At 38.1% G+C, this 16262-nt stretch carries 13 protein-coding genes; 2 read left to right on the forward strand and 11 right to left on the reverse strand.

What is annotated here, in order from left to right:
• Nucleotides 1-66: 66 nt before the first annotated feature.
• The 6 genes from VJJ03_RS00640 to lipA all read right to left on the reverse strand — a co-directional run bounded on the left by VJJ03_RS00640 (nucleotide 67) and on the right by lipA (nucleotide 8720).
• Nucleotides 67-2379 (reverse strand): glycoside hydrolase family 3 protein, encoded by a 2313-nt coding sequence (locus tag VJJ03_RS00640; protein ID WP_323973181.1) that lies wholly within the window; start codon nucleotides 2377-2379, stop codon nucleotides 67-69.
• Nucleotides 2380-2489: 110 nt separating this feature from the next.
• Nucleotides 2490-2690, reverse strand: a complete 201-nt coding sequence (locus VJJ03_RS00645; RefSeq protein WP_323973183.1) for a hypothetical protein — start codon at nucleotides 2688-2690, stop codon at nucleotides 2490-2492.
• Nucleotides 2651-3535 (reverse strand): glycoside hydrolase family 3 protein, encoded by an 885-nt coding sequence (locus tag VJJ03_RS00650; RefSeq protein WP_323973185.1) that lies wholly within the window; start codon nucleotides 3533-3535, stop codon nucleotides 2651-2653. The genes VJJ03_RS00645 and VJJ03_RS00650 overlap by 40 nt, the downstream gene beginning before the upstream one ends.
• An 18-nt stretch (nucleotides 3536-3553) precedes the next feature.
• Nucleotides 3554-5080 (reverse strand): DUF1593 domain-containing protein, encoded by a 1527-nt coding sequence (locus VJJ03_RS00655; protein ID WP_323973187.1) that lies wholly within the window; start codon nucleotides 5078-5080, stop codon nucleotides 3554-3556.
• 44 nt (nucleotides 5081-5124) lie between these two features.
• Nucleotides 5125-7437: a 2,6-beta-D-fructofuranosidase gene (locus VJJ03_RS00660; protein ID WP_323973189.1), complete on the reverse strand. Its 2313-nt coding sequence runs from the start codon at nucleotides 7435-7437 to the stop codon at nucleotides 5125-5127.
• 401 nt (nucleotides 7438-7838) lie between these two features.
• On the reverse strand, nucleotides 7839-8720 hold the full coding sequence (lipA, locus tag VJJ03_RS00665; RefSeq protein ID WP_323973191.1) for a lipoyl synthase: 882 nt from the start codon (nucleotides 8718-8720) through the stop codon (nucleotides 7839-7841).
• 117 nt (nucleotides 8721-8837) lie between these two features.
• Here lipA and VJJ03_RS00670 point away from each other — a divergent pair, with 117 nt between their 5' ends.
• Entirely contained in the window at nucleotides 8838-9011 is a 174-nt protein-coding gene (locus VJJ03_RS00670) for a hypothetical protein (protein ID WP_162859665.1), read from the forward strand.
• 308 nt (nucleotides 9012-9319) lie between these two features.
• Here VJJ03_RS00670 and VJJ03_RS00675 read toward each other — a convergent pair whose 3' ends face one another.
• The 3 genes from VJJ03_RS00675 to VJJ03_RS00685 are packed head-to-tail and all read right to left on the reverse strand — an operon-like array spanning nucleotide 9320 to nucleotide 11268.
• Nucleotides 9320-9784 (reverse strand): DinB family protein, encoded by a 465-nt coding sequence (locus VJJ03_RS00675; RefSeq protein WP_323973193.1) that lies wholly within the window; start codon nucleotides 9782-9784, stop codon nucleotides 9320-9322.
• 15 nt (nucleotides 9785-9799) lie between these two features.
• On the reverse strand, nucleotides 9800-11008 hold the full coding sequence (locus tag VJJ03_RS00680) for a beta-ketoacyl-[acyl-carrier-protein] synthase family protein (protein ID WP_009744786.1): 1209 nt from the start codon (nucleotides 11006-11008) through the stop codon (nucleotides 9800-9802).
• Nucleotides 11008-11268, reverse strand: coding sequence for a phosphopantetheine-binding protein (locus tag VJJ03_RS00685; RefSeq protein ID WP_009744787.1), 261 nt, complete (start codon nucleotides 11266-11268; stop codon nucleotides 11008-11010). The genes VJJ03_RS00680 and VJJ03_RS00685 overlap by 1 nt, the downstream gene beginning before the upstream one ends.
• Before the next feature lie 168 nt (nucleotides 11269-11436).
• Here VJJ03_RS00685 and VJJ03_RS00690 point away from each other — a divergent pair, with 168 nt between their 5' ends.
• A complete protein-coding gene (locus VJJ03_RS00690) occupies nucleotides 11437-12186 on the forward strand; it encodes a lysophospholipid acyltransferase family protein (RefSeq protein WP_323973198.1) in 750 nt (249 codons plus the stop codon).
• A 45-nt stretch (nucleotides 12187-12231) separates the two neighbouring features.
• Here the strand turns inward: VJJ03_RS00690 and rnr are convergent, their stop codons facing one another.
• Nucleotides 12232-14430, reverse strand: coding sequence for a ribonuclease R (rnr, locus tag VJJ03_RS00695; RefSeq protein ID WP_323973200.1), 2199 nt, complete (start codon nucleotides 14428-14430; stop codon nucleotides 12232-12234).
• A 625-nt stretch (nucleotides 14431-15055) separates the two neighbouring features.
• Nucleotides 15056-16159, reverse strand: a complete 1104-nt coding sequence (locus VJJ03_RS00700) for a glycoside hydrolase family 6 protein (protein ID WP_323973202.1) — start codon at nucleotides 16157-16159, stop codon at nucleotides 15056-15058.
• Nucleotides 16160-16262 lie beyond the last annotated feature (103 nt).

Genomic DNA, 16262 nt, shown 5'->3' on the forward strand with positions numbered 1-16262 from the left:
TGAGTTATTAGTGGTTAGTTTTTAGTCTATTACAACTAATCACTAACCACTTTTCATTATTCACTTTTATCTTTTATACTTAGCCGTACGGGCATCCTTAATCACCCCTTTCCAGTTGAGTCCAAAACCAAAATCATATACATTGCCTTCACTGTCCTTGTGGCACTCCATGTCAAAAGGTACATCCTCAAACTGTTGCTCTACCGTCTTCATATTGGCAGGCATCTGAGTAGGGAGCAAGGCAGAAGGCTCTACCTTACCAGAGAGAATTTCCAAAAGAGCTTGTTCGGAAGTACCGAAGTTAAGCAAGATACCATCTACCTGTTTTTCAAACTCATGGAATACCATAGGGCGAGAGGCGGTGATGGAAACCACTACTGGTTTTCCTTTCATCTTTTCTTTGGTTTCCAATATGTTATACAGGTCGGTAATATTGGAGGCATTGGCTGTTTTTCCCTTATAAGAACGGTCAGTTACTTGTGGAGCAATTACCTTATCTCCTGCGGCTATACTGTGCTCACGAGCATACTCAGCGGTATAGGTGTTGTACTGTAGGGAGATAGGAATATAACCATTTTCACCTGCTTTAAAGAGTTCGTCGTTGTAACCTGGGTGATTTTGAGTAGGGCTCTTAACAAAGACAATAGCAAGATCAGCCTTATTGGGATCATCAGTTACATTGAAATACTTCTTCACATTCTCTATATTCACAGGATAAGCGATGTTGCCCTCAGTATATACCCCCCACCAGTTGCGTTGGGGTTCGTTATACACCTTAGGAATATAGACGGTTTTCTTCTTGTCAATGGGCAATACATGTCCTTTGTTCTTGAGCATGATGATGGATTTGAGCTGGGCATCGTAACCTGCTTTCATGAACTCAGGATTTCCTACAATCTTAGCACTTTCCTCTGGGTTTAGGTATGGATTTTCAAACAGACCCAAGCGGAAGATGTTGCGCAATAGGCGTACAGCCGATTTCTCAAAACGTTCTCTCATATAGGCTTCACCATGTTCTTTCACCCCTATCTTATAGGCTTCTACCACAGGAGCTACCATGTTGTTACCACCAAATTGGTCTACTCCTGCCTCCAAAGCCTTGTAGTGAAGCTGTGGCAAGTCTAAGTCTTCTACCCCCCAAGGCTTACCAGCAAAGCCCCCTGGTGTGCTTGGTTCTTTGGCAATGATGAGCCAGTCGGTACATACCACTCCGTCAAAGCCGTATTTGTTGCGCAATAGGTCAGTTACTATGTATTTGCTAAAGCCATTACCTACATTCTCATGATTTTTGGTGTCTTGGTTATAGGAAATAGTGTAGTAAGGCATCACCGCAGAGGCGGATTTGGTCTTGCCATGGAGCTTAAAGGCACCTTCGGTAAAAGGTTTTTGGTGCATCTCAAAGTTTTTACCTGGGTATACAGCATACTTACCATAGGCAAAGTGGGCATCACGACCACCTTCGCCAGCACCTCCTCCTGGGAAGTGCTTGCTCATGGCATTGACACTCTCGTAGCCCCAACCATCTTTGATTTCGGCCTTACCTGTGGAGGTTTGGAAACCATCTACATAGGCACGTGTCATATCGGTAGTCAGCTCAGGAGACTCACCAAAGGTGAAGACCATACGATTCCAGCGAGGTTCCGTACCCAAGTCTATCTGAGGGGAAAGGGCGGTAGTAATCCCCATAGCACGGTATTCCTTGGCAGCTATTTCACCAAATTTCTGCACTATGGCAGGATCAAAGGTAGCGGACATAGCCAATCCATCAGGCCAAAGAGAGATACTTCCTCCTGCTCCTGCATTGTATTCGGCCGTTACCAAGGTGGTATGGCGTGGGTCGGAAGAGATATTCACTGGAATACCCAGCGGTAGGCTCTCGGTGGTACGCTGTAGGTTGTTGCTCCATATAGCTGCATCCTTAGGAGAGGAAACAGTAGTGATTAGCACATGGCGTACATGGTCGCGGTCTAAGAAGACTTTTTGCTGGTCGGTAAGGTCGGAAGGTTTGGCACCACTCTCAGCAAAAGGCTTACCTCCATAGCTACTCTTGCGATAGCCATCAGGAGGGCCAGGCAAGGCTTGGTGGTTACTGTAGAGCATAAGCCCTGCAATTTCCTCTATGCTCATTTGTTTAGCAAGGTCTTTGGCACGTTCTTCTACGGGCAGGCGCCAGTCCTCGTACTTGTCCAACTTGCCGTTTTTGTTCAGGTCTTTGAACTTTTTACCTCCTACGGTAATGATTTTTACCCCTGAGGAGGTACTATAACCCAAGGTAGCTCCTTTTTTATTGGTAACATATTGAATATCGGAGTTCTGTGCTAATGCAGTAGTCATTCCTACACAGAAGCCTAAGGTTAAGAGAATATTCTTTGTTTTCATAACAGTAAATAATTTAAATTTATGGTTTTAATTCTTTGAATTTCATAGTAGGATGTAGTACGTCATGTACTTTTCTGACTATTTTGCCTATCTTTAACATAGCACTGCCTTTAATATCGCGGCTGGAAGCTCCCACATGGAAGGTATACTGACCTGCATCGGTAATCCAAGCACTTTACATCCAAGGTACCCTTCTTTACCGCTTCTTCAATAGTAGCTACATCCTCATCTTTTCCTGGTTCTATCAGGTCATTACCTGCTTTCATATTGGCTACACGGTCAGTGGCTTTGTTGCGACGGATAGGATCCATACCCCCATCCAGTCGGTCATCACAATCCCCTTAAAGCTCCATTCGTCGCGTAGAATGGTCGTTAGTAGGTCATAGCGTTCACTGGTCATGGTACCATTGACTAAGTTGTAGGAGGACATCACTGTCCAAGGGTGTGCTTTTTTGATGGCAATCTCAAAACCTCTGAGGTATAATTCACGCGCAGCACGTGAGCTCACTTGTGCATCATTACCTAAACGGGCGGTTTCTTGGTTATTAATCGCATAATGCTTGATAGAGGTACCTACCCCTTGGCTTTGTATCCCATTGATATAGGCGGTGGCAATTTCCCCTATCAGTACAGGGTCTTCAGAATAATACTCAAAGTTACGTCCATTCAGTGGGTCGCGATGTAGGTTCACTCCAGGAGAGAGCATCACATCCACCCCATACTCTTTAGCTTCTTTCCCAATGGCTGCTCCTACCTTGGTAACCAAGTCGGTATTCCAAGAGCTAGAGAGACAAGTGCCTATAGGAAAATGAGTACAATAGTATGTCTTGCTGTCATAAGGACGCATAGGGTCAATACGCACACCCGCTGGCCCGTCGGAGAGTACGGCCGAGGTGATGCCTAAGCGTGGAATAGCCACGGTAGTACCTGCCGCACCAGGAACTAACTTAGAGAAAGAACCAAAGTTAGAGTTTGCTTTATCGGTAACTCCTGCCATACCTGTTCCTACAACCAATAGAGCCTTTTCGTGTAGGGTCATTTCTTTAAGAACTTGGTCTATATTCTGGGCATTTAGCTTTACTTGTGCAAGTGTCCCTTCAGTAATACCCAAAGAAAAAACAATTAAGGTTTTGATTATCAATAATTTATTTTTCATAATTATAAGGATAAATATTTATTTCACGGTTAGTATTATTCTATGATATCGGGTAAGGGAAGGTGTTCCGTTATCGGTAGCTTCCAGAACTAAGTGAATAGTTTGTCCCTTTTGAGCATCTGTAGGAATAGTAATTATAGGACTATTAGTAGTAGCTTTTTCTATGGTTACTGTATTGGGATAGCTTCCTACCAGGAATTGTCGCCATTGTAGGGTAACTTTGTCCTTATCAGGGTCAGTTACCTTACAGCTAAGAGTTACTCGCTCCCCAGCGTGAACGCTTTTCTCTTCTATTCCTTGTATAACAGGCTCATGATTAGCTTTCTTATAGTCATCGGTTACAGACCATGCCATACGGGCAGCAAAACCATTCTGCACAGCAGCAGTAAAATCCGGAAAACCTATCTTTCCACGCACATAAGCGGGAATGTCTGCAGCTTTCACGTCCGCAGGTACTGCCATCTTAGCTCCCGTCCAACCGCCAAAGGTAGGATCCTCATCGGCACGTAAACCATTATCAATGAGGTTCAGGTAGCAGAAAGTATCCCCTTCCGAGATAAAAGTTCCCTTGGGTAATAGACTAGGCATCCATAAGATATACCCTTTTTCCTTGAGCTTGTCCTTACCCAATTCGCTCACCCCAAAGAAGTCAAAGATATCGTCCTTGACCATCTGCTTGCCATCGCCCCATACGCGATATCGCTCACCAAAGAGTCCTTTGCTACGTATGTATTGTTCTGTCCACTCGGGTGAATAGAACACCTTGTTTTCCTCCTTGACTCTTAAGGGGGCGAAGAAAGTGAGATCCACCTGCATCCCATTAGGATTGAGTTCCTCTATCTCAGGCCAGAAAGGGTGAATATAGCGAGCATAGGTATCATCCTGATCCATCGAGAGGCATAAGACTACTTTCTTTGAAATACGTGCCTTGAGTTCCTTCCAGTAAGGTTGCTCACTATAAATTTCCTCAATGGATTTAAGAGCACGAGCGATGGTACTAGCTCCTCCCCATGCCTGAATGTATAGCGGACTGTCATCTTCATCAAGAATACACTGCTTGATGAGTTCTGAACCTGGAGTATCTTTAGAGAAATCCCCATCAAAGGCAACATTACCTTCTCGGATTTTAGATAGCAAATACTCTGGAGTAGGATAATCGGGGTGATGTACCTTAAGGTTCTTATACACTTTGGCATAAGTCTCCACATTCTCATGAATAAAACGTTCCTTAGGTACATAGCGCCAAGAGGTCATGGGCTGGGTCATACCTACACGCCCATATTCGCGGTTGGGTACATACCAAAGAGTCCCCTTTCCGTCCCCTTTCCAATGGAATTGGCTACTGGCATAGATAAGGCCTTCCACCCGAAAGTCGGTACTGTACAATAAGAAGCGTATCAGGGAGTTGTTATCATCCAATTCAGGATCAGTAGTAATAATGATACGTGGTTTCACCTTCTTATAGGAATGAGTTGTATGAGTGGGTTGTGCATAACCCACTAAGCATACTGCCCATAATGCAACAATTATTTTAAAAAATTTCATGGTTTAGATTTTATTTGTAAATGCATCTAAAATTCTACTCAAAATTAGAAATTAATAGTGGTAGATAGAGATACTTCAAACGGACGTAAATAAGAACCAGACATAAGATAATCCTTATACTTGGAAGTATCGGTAACCAAATCCGCTGCCCCAATGGAACCAGTAGCCCCTGTTTGATTAAGGAAGTTAACTACATTAAGGGTGAAGAATATATTTTTGTTCAACATATAGTTCAAGTTAGCAAAGGATTCCCAATGTCCATTAAAATATAAAGTATTGGTCTTATTGATATATTGCTTACTGAAATAGCGGAAGTTAAGTCCTGCACGCCATTTTCCAAAACTATAGGATGGGTCTAGTTCAATAAGTACTTTGGACATAGCGGTAACTACTTTGTTACTCACATCTGCTCCATCAGTAACTCCATCGGGGAAAGTAGCATAAATACTAAGTTTCTTATACTGAGGATTCTGTAAGGTAAGCAAACCATGTAAGGAGAAGTTTTCATAGGAAAGAACAAAATCAGTTGTCCAGCCTATGGTTTGCACATCATAAGTAATAGGTTGAGTTACACTTACTTCTTCTCCTGCAAACTTACCACCTACATTTTGAGTAAGAGTATGGTAGAAGGTAGCCCGTGACTTATAGTTAGTCTGTGAAATGGTAGAAACTTGAGAAACAAGCTGTATCCAAGGATTATTATAAAAGATACCTAATCGTCCCATATTAATATTTACTGGATCCAAGGTAGGGAGTGCTGATCCGGCATAATCCTGAAGGTCAGGACGACGTTTTACATATACATATTCTCCAAGAAGCCCGAAGCCCTTAGCAAGTGTATAACGAATATTATAAGTAGCCGAAGGATTAAAGAAATTATTAGAAAAGGAAGTGATTCCTCCATCACTACGAGCACCTATCCACCAGTTAGGTATACGGTCATTATTCTTGCCATCCTTAGTAAGTGCTGCTGTACCTCCATAACCAAGAGATTCTAAGCGAAGCCCTAAGCTCATCCATAGCTTCTGAGTAATATTCCAATCATCACTAACAAAAAGGGCAAACTTAGTTTCATGTCCGTCATAATATTCTCCACTACCTGGGTTAAAGATATTTGCCATAGCAAGAGTACCATCTGCTCTTTTGGTATAGAGTTGTGCAGGATCTGCCTTTACCTCATGTGCCATAATGGTATTCATCTGTTGTACACCTGCACGGTTATACCAGAGATTGGCTCCTATACGCCAGTTATGGCGATCCTCTTGGAGCTTTCCTTTCCATACAGCACTGGTAATCCAATCACGCTCAAAACCAGGAACATACATAAAAAAACGGTTTTGTATCTTATCCCCTGTAAAAGCACTTCCATCAGCATAGAAATACTGTCCAGGAACATTATTCACAATACCAGAAACAGCACTCATTGCCATACTTACATCTCCGAATTTAGCTTTACTAGTGATATCCAAATCAGTATCATTGTCAAAAGTGTAATTCAAGCGGAAAGTAATTTGATGGTTCTTAGTAGTACCCCCATCTGTCCATTTCTTAGTTTTATGTTCACCGGTCATCACATCCAAGTAAGGAAACCAAGAGGCTTCATTACCATAATAAGCATCTGTACCGAACTTGAAACCATTATATTTTTTTACACTTCCATCTCCTTTATATATAAAAGGAGCATAGGCGGAACCTACGCTCATGTAATGACTATATTGGTAAAGCAAGCTGGCATAACCCTGTCCCTGAGCAAAGCGTTTGTCAAAGAGTGCCTTGTAACTCTGCACACGCTTGGTAAGGTAAGCGGCTTGGAGCTTATAAGTTCCAGGATCCCATATCTGATTAGAACTGAACATATACCCCCATCCATTACCAAGACTACCCGTAAGAGTAGCATCAAAGGATTGACGACCAAAGTTATTAAGCTGATAAGAGGCTGTTCCTTTGAATTCTTCAGTGGATTTCTTATGATGACTGTCCAAAATATAACCTACAGCACCATATTGTAGAGCCCCTTCGGTGAGACTCAAGGGAGCTACCCTTCCAAAGGAAGTACCTCCAAACCAAGAATAATAAGGCATATCAGGCCAGAAATTATAGGAAACAGGAAGTCCATCCTCAAAGATTGTTGTACTTAGGCTGGAGGGTAAGCCTACGTTAATTTGGCGAGGTTGGTCAGTACTGGAAGCATTGAGTAGCATATTTCGGTGCCCTGCTTCCTTATTAGTTGTACTGTCTTTCTTTTGTTCTAAGGCACCCCCTAAGTCTTTCTGTTTAACTTGTAAGGAGTCCACTTCTTGCCCCATCATTGGCATAGAAGCCATAGCTGAGAGCACGATGATATAAATACGATTCATACATTATGATTTTTATATTTCTGCCTCAAAAGTACAAATTTTTATAGAAATAGAGTAAGATAATTAACTTTTATTTATGATATAAATATTTTTTATATAAAAAATATTTATATAAAACCCTCTATTTTCTTAGTAAATATAGAGAAGTTAACATTAAATATAGTTTATAATAATATATATAAACTATTGATTTTTAATACTAAACAATCAGTATAAACCTTAGCTTTTCTATTTAAAAGAGAAAGTGCTTCCTTAAGCATAACTTCTACTATGTTATACATAATCTAAGAAATAGTAAGTTTCACAAATTCTCTCTGGTAGAATTAGCCATTTGACTATAAAAAAAGTTGGGATATTGAAAATCCCAACTTTTAAGAAAATTAAAAAAGAAAACTTATAACTTATTCTACATGCTTGTATGCTTTGTAAGAAGAACGCACTAAGGCACTACTTTCAAAATGGCGGAAACCAAGAGCATCCCCTATTTCCTTATACTTTTGAAATTGGTCTGGGGTAACATAATTCCTTACAGGAAGGTGCTTTTTAGAAGGTTGCAGGTATTGCCCTATAGTAACTACATCTACTTTAGCCTCTTTCAAGTCATAGAGCGTTTCTATAACTTCTTCTTCTTCTTCTCCAAGACCCAACATAATACCTGATTTGGTACGGTGAGCTCCATTTTCCTTTAAGTAACGAAGGACTCTAAGGCTACGGTCATATTGAGCTTGAATACGTACCTCACGAGTAAGCCTACGTACTGTTTCCATATTATGAGAAATTACCTCTGGAGCTACCGCAAGAATACGATTAAGATTGCGTTCTACTCCTTGAAAATCAGGAATAAGTGTTTCCAAGGTAGTTTTAGGACTCATTCGCCGAATAGCCTTCACTGTCTCTGCCCAAATAATACTTCCCATATCCTTAAGATCATCCCTATCCACAGAAGTAATCACTGCATGGGAGATATTCATAAGTTTGATAGAACGAGCCACTTTTTCAGGCTCTTCCCAATCAATGGTCTCAGGACGTCCTGTTTTCACCCCACAAAAGCCACAAGAACGCGTACAGATATTTCCTAATATCATAAAAGTAGCCGTTCCATGTCCCCAACATTCTCCCATATTAGGACAACTTCCAGAGGTACAAATAGTATTGAGTTGATACTTGTCCACCAAGCTACGCAATTCAGTATATTTCTTTCCTGTAGGAAGCTTCACCCTAAGCCATTGAGGTTTTGCTTGCTTTTCTGTCTCTACAGGAGCTGTAGTTGTTTCTGTCTCCATTTTATCTCCTTTCAAAATGAGTGCAAAGTTACTAATTTTTTTTGATAAAAATATTGTACCTTTTCGAGAAAATTGATTTTGATTCTCTGTAGAAAATTTAATGCTAAATAATTAAAAATGAAGTATAAAACCCTTTGTATACTCTTACTAATTCCCATGTATATAATGGGACAAACTACCCTTAAAAAACTCCAACAAGCCGATAAAGAATACAAAAATGTTCATTATCAACAGATATTAGAACTCTTCAAAAATGAAAATCTCCAGCAGAATATAGAAACTCTTTATTAGGTAATACAGGCTCAGTGCGCCCTTATTGAAAAGGATTATAATGAGAATATTGTTAAGTTTGACTATAATCGTCTGGTAAATCTTTGTGAGAATATAAACACTTATAAGGCTTATACATTATTACGTCCTTTCCAACTTGAATACTATAAGGTAATAGCTACCCATTATAAGGTAGATAAGCGCAAGGTTACAAAAAGTGAAAGAGAGTAGTTATACAATCAATTAAAAGCATACAAAAATCAATATCACAATAAAAATATTCTCTATGATCAAGCTATAGAGGCAGCACTAAAGAATCTTCATTAGTACTATAGATGATAATTCAAAGCAATAATCACTCCTAAGTGCATTCCTTCGTGAGTATTATTAAAAAGAATTGCTTCCTCTATGGTATGTAGTGTATATCCAAAGGAAGTAGCATAGGTAGGATATTCTTTGAATAATCCCTTCATGTAATCTTTTTGAAGGCATTCCCTTGTATAGGTAAGCAACTCCTTAAGATTATCTATCTCCTGAGTGGTCGGAATATGTCCATCTGGATAAGTACCCTTCCTATAGGTATTAATTAATTCCTCCTTAACTAAGGTAGGTATTCCCGCCATTCTGTAGCATAGAAGTTGCTCGGTAACCACACAATGGCTAATATTCCAAAGAATATTATTATGAAAACCTTCGGGGATAATTGCTAATTGCTCAGCAGTAACCTTTTCTAAATAAACTAAAAGCCTATTACGGATAGCTTTATGCAAATCAAATATAGCATTATCTAACATATTGAATAGTTTAAGTTAATAATTGTATTTTGAAAAAATAAGGGAAGAACAATTTCCTCCAAAACCAAAAGAATTAGAAAGTACATGATTAATATTCTTTTTCTTCAGAACAGTTTGTGGACGTATAATGACCTCCTTCATTGGGGTTCTAAAATTAAGGTTAGGAAAAACAATTCCTTCCCTAATAGCCAAGATACTGAAAATAGCTTCCACTGCTGAAGCTACCGCCAAGGTATGTCCTGTAAAAGGTTTGGTAGAGCTAAAATCAGGCATTTTCTCTTGTGAAAATACACGAATCAATGCCCTACTCTCGGAAAGGTCATTGTTAATAGTTGCTGTACCATGAGCATTCACATAATCAATTTCTCGAGGAGAAAGACCACTAATCTTTAAAGCTTCTTGCATAGCTAAAAAAGCACCTTCTCCCTCCTTAGAGGAAGCTGTTTGATGATAAGCATCATTAGCATTTCCCCAACCAGAAAGTTCTGCTAATATCTCATGTCCCTTATATAGAGCCTCCTTTTCTGACTCTAAAATAAGAAAAGCACCTGCCTCCCCTAAGTTAAGTCCTTTACGATTCTCATCAAAAGGAGTGCAATCTTCATCGGAAAGAATCATAAGAGCATTGAATCCATTAATAGTGAATTTAGAAAGCGCATCTGCTCCTCCTACAGCAACATACTTAGCCCTCCCTGTACGAATAAGATCAGCAGCAGTAATGATAGCATTCGCTGAAGAAGAACAAGCAGTACTGAGGCTTGTAACTAGCCCTTTTATTCCAAAAAAATCTGCTATTTGTCCAGTTATTTCACCTATATTATGAGAGAAAATATATTTGCGAGAGGATACATCGGTAGTATATTGGTAAAAATACTTCTCAGTCATATCCATTCCTCCTACACTGGAAGCCATCACCATAGCTATATTAGAAAAATTATCTTTGGTCATTGGTATGCTTTCTAAAGCTTCTCTCAGGGCTAAAATACCTAAAAGAGAAGTACGTGAAAAATTATTATCTTCAGGCAAATGTAAAGATTCAATAAGGGAAGCATTTGTCTGCTTAATCTCCCCTACCCTAATATGATTTCTGTATATTGTATCTATATTTTCAATAGTAGAAAGCCCCGTATTTCCTTTAAGTAAAGACAAAAGATGCTCTTGTATATTCTTTCCAATACAAGAGCAAATACCCATTCCTGTAATTACAATCCTCTCAGATTTCATCACTTAGTCCTATGCTTTTGAATATAATCCGCCATGGTTTGGATGGAATAAAAAATTTCTCTTCCTTCCTTAGGATCAGCAAGACGAATGCCATAATTTTTGTCTAAAAGCACAATAAGCTCTAAAGCATCAATAGAATCCAATCCTAATCCCTCATCTCCAAACAAAGGAGTATCTGCTTTGATATCTTCTGGAGTAATTTCCTCTAAATTAAGCACTTCTATTATCTTTTCTTTGAGTTCTTTAATAAGTGTATCCATTATTATTTAATTATCTACAATTTTTTTCTGCAAAGATACAATTTTTTTCATAAAGTCAAATAACAAGAGAAAAATCACTGATGCTATTTTTGATTCATGAGAATCTACACTTAATATTAGTGCAGTTAATACTTATTTCTTATCTTTGTCCCCACAATATGACAAGGAATGAAAGTAATAAAATATCCCTTTTGGATACTCTGGAAAAGTTGGTTTTACCTTTTAGCAACTCTCCTTATTTTTTTATGGTTACCCTTATTACTTATTTTTACAGCTAAGCCACGTTGGTATCATCTTTTCTATTGGGTAGCACGTAACTTATGGGCAATCCCCATCCTCTATGGAATGGGTTTTTTCCCAAGAATAAGGAGAGGATATGCCATTTCTAATAACCGTCATAGTTATATGTTAGTTGCCAATCATACTAGTATGATGGATATTATGTTAATGTTCTATTGTAGTAAGAACCCATTTGTATTTGTAGGAAAAAAAGAACTTTCCAAATTACCACTATTTGGCTATTTTTATAAGCGTATAGCCATCATGGTTAACAGAAAAAGCCCACAAAGCAAGAAGGAGGTCTATACTCAAGCCATGCAACGTATTCAAAATGGGCTAAGTATATGTATCTTTCCTGAGGGAGGAGTTCCTGATGATGAGTGCATTATCCTTGACAAATTCAAGGATGGAGCTTTCCGCATTGCTATTGAGTGTCAAATTCCTATAGTACCTATGGTTTTTTATGATGCTAAAAAACGTTTTCCCTTTCACTTTTTTGCAGGAAGTATGGGACGTATGCGAGTAGATATTCTACCTCCGGTTCCCACTGAGGGCAAATCTCTTACAGAAAAAGAGCCTTTGCAAGAGGAAGTGAGAGCACTCATCTTGCAAAGGCTTACAGAAGTATATCCAAAATGACAACCTTCACTGAAACTCTCCTTCTTAGGTAACCTCTTTATCATTTTACTTTACCAATTCAAAATCCAAATAACGCTTGACCAAATCAGTATTCTTTACACGTATCATTACTTCATCACCAAGAGTATAGCGATGCTTGCTTATTTCTCCTATGAGGGCATAGGCTTTTTCATCAAATACATAATAATCATCTTTCATATCACGAGCACGTATCATTCCTTCACATTTGTTTTCAATGATCTCCACATAAATACCAAACTCGGTAACCCCTGAAACTACTCCTAAGAATTCTTGGTTCTTATGTTCTTCCATATATTTAATTTGCATATACTTAATAGAATCTCTTTCTGCTGAAGTAGCTAAGTTCTCCATCTGAGAGGAATGTTTACATTTTTCCTCATACACTACCTCATTAGCTGAGCTTTCTCCATCTAAATATCTTTGTAAAAGACGGTGTACCATCACATCAGGATACCTACGAATAGGAGAAGTAAAATGGGTGTAATCAGCAAATGCTAATCCATAATGCCCTATATTATGGGTAGAATAAGCCGCCTTACTCATACTGCGAATAGCTAAAGTATCCACTAAGTTCTGTTCCTTCTTACCATGCACTTCTTCTAATAAATGATTGATAGAGTGAGCAATACTATCCTTACTCTGCATATTAAGTTTGTATCCAAAGCGAGAAATAATCCCCTGCATTTGTATCAGCTTTTCCTCATCAGGTTCATCATGCACACGGTATACAAATGTTTTCTTAAGTTTAGATGCATATTCTGCTACCTTTCGGTTAGCAAGTAACATGAACTCCTCAATGAGTTTGTTGGCTTCCTTACTCTCTTTGGTGTACACACCAATAGGATTATTATTTTCATCTAATAGGAATTTCACCTCCAACTTATCAAAAGAAATTGCTCCAGATTTCATCCGTTTGTCACGGAAAATTTCTGCTAAATAGTTCAGCGAAAGAATAGCCTCCACTATAGGTTGGATTACTTTGTAACTTCCCTCTGGACGAATAGAAATCTCCTCTGGCATCATAAAATCTGTTAAAACCTCTCTGTAGGGAGTATCAAAAGCCTCAATCACTGCTTGAGCTTCCTCGTATGAAAAACGTGCATCAGAACGAATCACAGTACGTCCCAACCACACATTACGAATCTCAGCCCTTGGGGAGAGTTCAAAGATAGCCGAAAAAGTATATTTTTCCTCCTCAGGGCGCAGGGAACAAGCAAAATTAGAAAGCACCTCAGGAAGCATAGGTACCACTCTATCCACTAAATATACTGAAGTAGCACGCTTATAAGCTTCATCATCCAAAATAGTATTAGGTTGCACATAATAAGAAACATCGGCAATATGTACCCCTACTTCATAATTACCGTTTTCTAACTTCTGGAAAGAAAGGGCATCATCAAAATCCTTAGCATCACGGGGATCAATAGTAAAAGTAAGCACCTCTCGCATATCTCTACGTCGGGTAATCTCATCTTGCTTAATAGTAGTATCCAGCCCTTGTGCATATTTCTCTACTTCCTCAGGAAATTCATAAGGTAGTCCATATTCTGCCAAGATAGCATGCATTTCAGTATTATGCTCACCAGGCTTTCCAAGTATCTTTTCTATCACTCCATAAGGAGAATTAGCACGAGAAGTCCATTGGGTAATACGTACCAATACCTTATCTCCATCTTTAGCACCATTACAATCATTTTTAGAAACAAAAATATCAGTATACATTCTCCGATCAGTAGGTACTACAAAAGCAAAGTTTTTCTGCATTTGTACAATTCCTACAAAAGTAGTACGTTTTCGTTCTATAATCTGAGTAATTTCTCCTTCGAGCTTATCCTTACGGCGAGGAAATACATACACCTCTACTACATCTCCATGAAGAGCCTTATTCAATAAGTTATTAGGAATAAAAACATCTTGTGCTAAATCCTCACAAGTTACATACGCATTACCATTTGATGACATATCCACAATGCCTCGATGATAGTAAGTAGCCTCATTAGCCTTATATTGCCCACGAGTAACCTCATTAATATGAGCTTGTTTGACAAGCTTTGCCAATGACATAATAATATCATTACGCATTTCGGTAGAAGTTGCTTTAAGCTTCTCAGCAATTTGCTTCCACGAGAAACTTTTAGTACTATTTTTTTGAAGGATAGCAAGAATATCTCTACTAAAATCTTTATTTTTTTTCTTTTTTTGTTTAAATTTTCTTCTACTCATAAGGAAAATTTTAAATTATTTTAATTTGGTTTCTTAAGTTTATACTTAGAAAGTGTGCAAAGATACAAAGAAATTGAAAAACTTCTTAGTTCAAAAGTTTTTCCACATAATTTGTATATGAGAAATAAATATATTTTTTTAATTTAAAAATATGATGATAATAATACGGAGTGAATTTAGATAAAAAAATAACAGTATAAATTGCTTTTGTATGGTTTTAGGAGTTTATCATAAGTTATTAACGGGTTTAGTGTATTCTAATTTATTGAAAAATAAAATAAAAAAGGATTATTCACTATTTTGTAAAAGTTGTTCTCATTTTTATTTTTAAATAAAAAACATATAAAGAAACTCACTAAAATCACCTTTTTATAGTTGATAACTTATAAGAAATTAATTTGTTTTTTATCTTCTATATCTTATATATACAAGAAAGAAAAACAAGCAAGTTTTTAATGGTTTTTTATAGTAAAATTATCAACAAAAATGGGATTATGAGTAATGTTTGATAATGAATGTTTTTATAAAGAAATAAACAACCTTGTTTATAATGAAAATTTTGCAAATAAAGAGGCTACTGAAAAAAATCTCAGTAGCCCTTGGTTTGTGAGAATAGTCTAAGTTATTATTGTAATTCTTTAGGTACTTCTAATTCTTTAATGGACTTTACTCTTAGAGCATTTTCTACCAATGCCTTAGTATATTCAGGATAAGGTTTACCGGCAGCAGGAGCACCTGTACCACAATCTCCGTCAGATCCTCCTCCACCATTTATCCAAAGGTAAGCATCAGCATGAGCTCCTGTTGTATTTTTGGTGCTACGGGGACCCAATGCAGCTGCAAAGTTATTACATGAATTGTAAGGAGCTTTTGGGTTGGGATTTTTAGGACGGTTGATACCACTACGACCTGTATCTATTACATAGTGTTTGTTTTTTATTCCTAGTTGTTCCAAGCGAGCTACTAATTTTTCAGCTCCTTCTTGTTCCTCTTTCGTACCTCCTACCCCTGATACATTGAAGGCAAAACCGCGCATATGTTCTACCCCTCCTTCTATGATAGCATTTGCAGCTGCATTAGTAGGAAGTCCTGCACTTCCTGCATGAATATAAGTGGCTACATTTGGATTTTTCTGCTTAAGTGTTAGTCCTACATAATTGAGTAATTCGGCACGTTCTTTTCGCTCATTGGAACCTACTTTCCAATTACAATAGTTAATAGCGTCGGGTTCTACAATTACCACGGCTCTTCGGTTACCTATAATAGTACTTACGTGATTTATCCACTCTTTATAAGAAGCAGCATTAGGATGCCCCCCTTTTGAATAGAAACCACAGTCACGGTGTGGAATTCCATAGATAACTATAATAGGTGTTTTTTGAGTTCTTTCAGCACCTTCTACTAAGTTTCTTAAGTACCTTTCATTTTTTTCTTTAGTAGGGCTGATACCATCATACCAAGCTCCACAAGGGGTACCATATATTTGATAGTAAAGTTTTTTGAGTTTGGGATTCTTTTCATTCTTTACTACAGTAAGTCGAGAGGGTTCTGTATAGAAATCCCAATCATAAGCAACAGGTTTTTGCTTTTGAGGATCTGGTTTTTGAGGATCTGGTTTTTTGGGTTCTGGCTTTTGAGGTTCTGGCTTTTGAAGATTTTCCTCATTATTACTACTACAAGCACCTATCAAAGAAAAGATAAGTACTCCAAATAAGAGATATTTTTTCATAGGTAATTTTACTTTTAATTTTCGCAAAGGTATTAAAAATATTGGATATTCAATGCTTAGAAAGTAGAAATATCAATTTAGCATGCTAATTTTATCATTTCTT

Source organism: Capnocytophaga sp. G2 (assembly GCF_035282625.1).
Taxonomy (GTDB): domain Bacteria; phylum Bacteroidota; class Bacteroidia; order Flavobacteriales; family Flavobacteriaceae; genus Capnocytophaga.

Bases quoted from the DNA above. Each gene is read 5' to 3' on its own strand.
- VJJ03_RS00700 (WP_323973202.1), bottom strand. From the start codon at position 16,159: ATGAAAAAATATCTCTTATTTGGAGTACTTATCTTTTCTTTGATAGGT.
- lipA (WP_323973191.1), bottom strand. From the start codon at position 8,720: ATGGAGACAGAAACAACTACAGCTCCTGTAGAGACAGAAAAGCAAGCA.
- VJJ03_RS00680 (WP_009744786.1), bottom strand. From the start codon at position 11,008: ATGAAATCTGAGAGGATTGTAATTACAGGAATGGGTATTTGCTCTTGT.
- VJJ03_RS00655 (WP_323973187.1), bottom strand. From the start codon at position 5,080: ATGAAATTTTTTAAAATAATTGTTGCATTATGGGCAGTATGCTTAGTG.
- VJJ03_RS00685 (WP_009744787.1), bottom strand. From the start codon at position 11,268: ATGGATACACTTATTAAAGAACTCAAAGAAAAGATAATAGAAGTGCTT.
- VJJ03_RS00640 (WP_323973181.1), bottom strand. From the start codon at position 2,379: ATGAAAACAAAGAATATTCTCTTAACCTTAGGCTTCTGTGTAGGAATG.
- VJJ03_RS00675 (WP_323973193.1), bottom strand. From the start codon at position 9,784: ATGTTAGATAATGCTATATTTGATTTGCATAAAGCTATCCGTAATAGG.
- VJJ03_RS00645 (WP_323973183.1), bottom strand. From the start codon at position 2,690: ATGGATCCTATCCGTCGCAACAAAGCCACTGACCGTGTAGCCAATATG.
- VJJ03_RS00660 (WP_323973189.1), bottom strand. From the start codon at position 7,437: ATGAATCGTATTTATATCATCGTGCTCTCAGCTATGGCTTCTATGCCA.
- VJJ03_RS00650 (WP_323973185.1), bottom strand. From the start codon at position 3,535: ATGAAAAATAAATTATTGATAATCAAAACCTTAATTGTTTTTTCTTTG.
- VJJ03_RS00690 (WP_323973198.1), top strand. From the start codon at position 11,437: ATGAAAGTAATAAAATATCCCTTTTGGATACTCTGGAAAAGTTGGTTT.
- rnr (WP_323973200.1), bottom strand. From the start codon at position 14,430: ATGAGTAGAAGAAAATTTAAACAAAAAAAGAAAAAAAATAAAGATTTT.
- VJJ03_RS00670 (WP_162859665.1), top strand. From the start codon at position 8,838: ATGAAGTATAAAACCCTTTGTATACTCTTACTAATTCCCATGTATATA.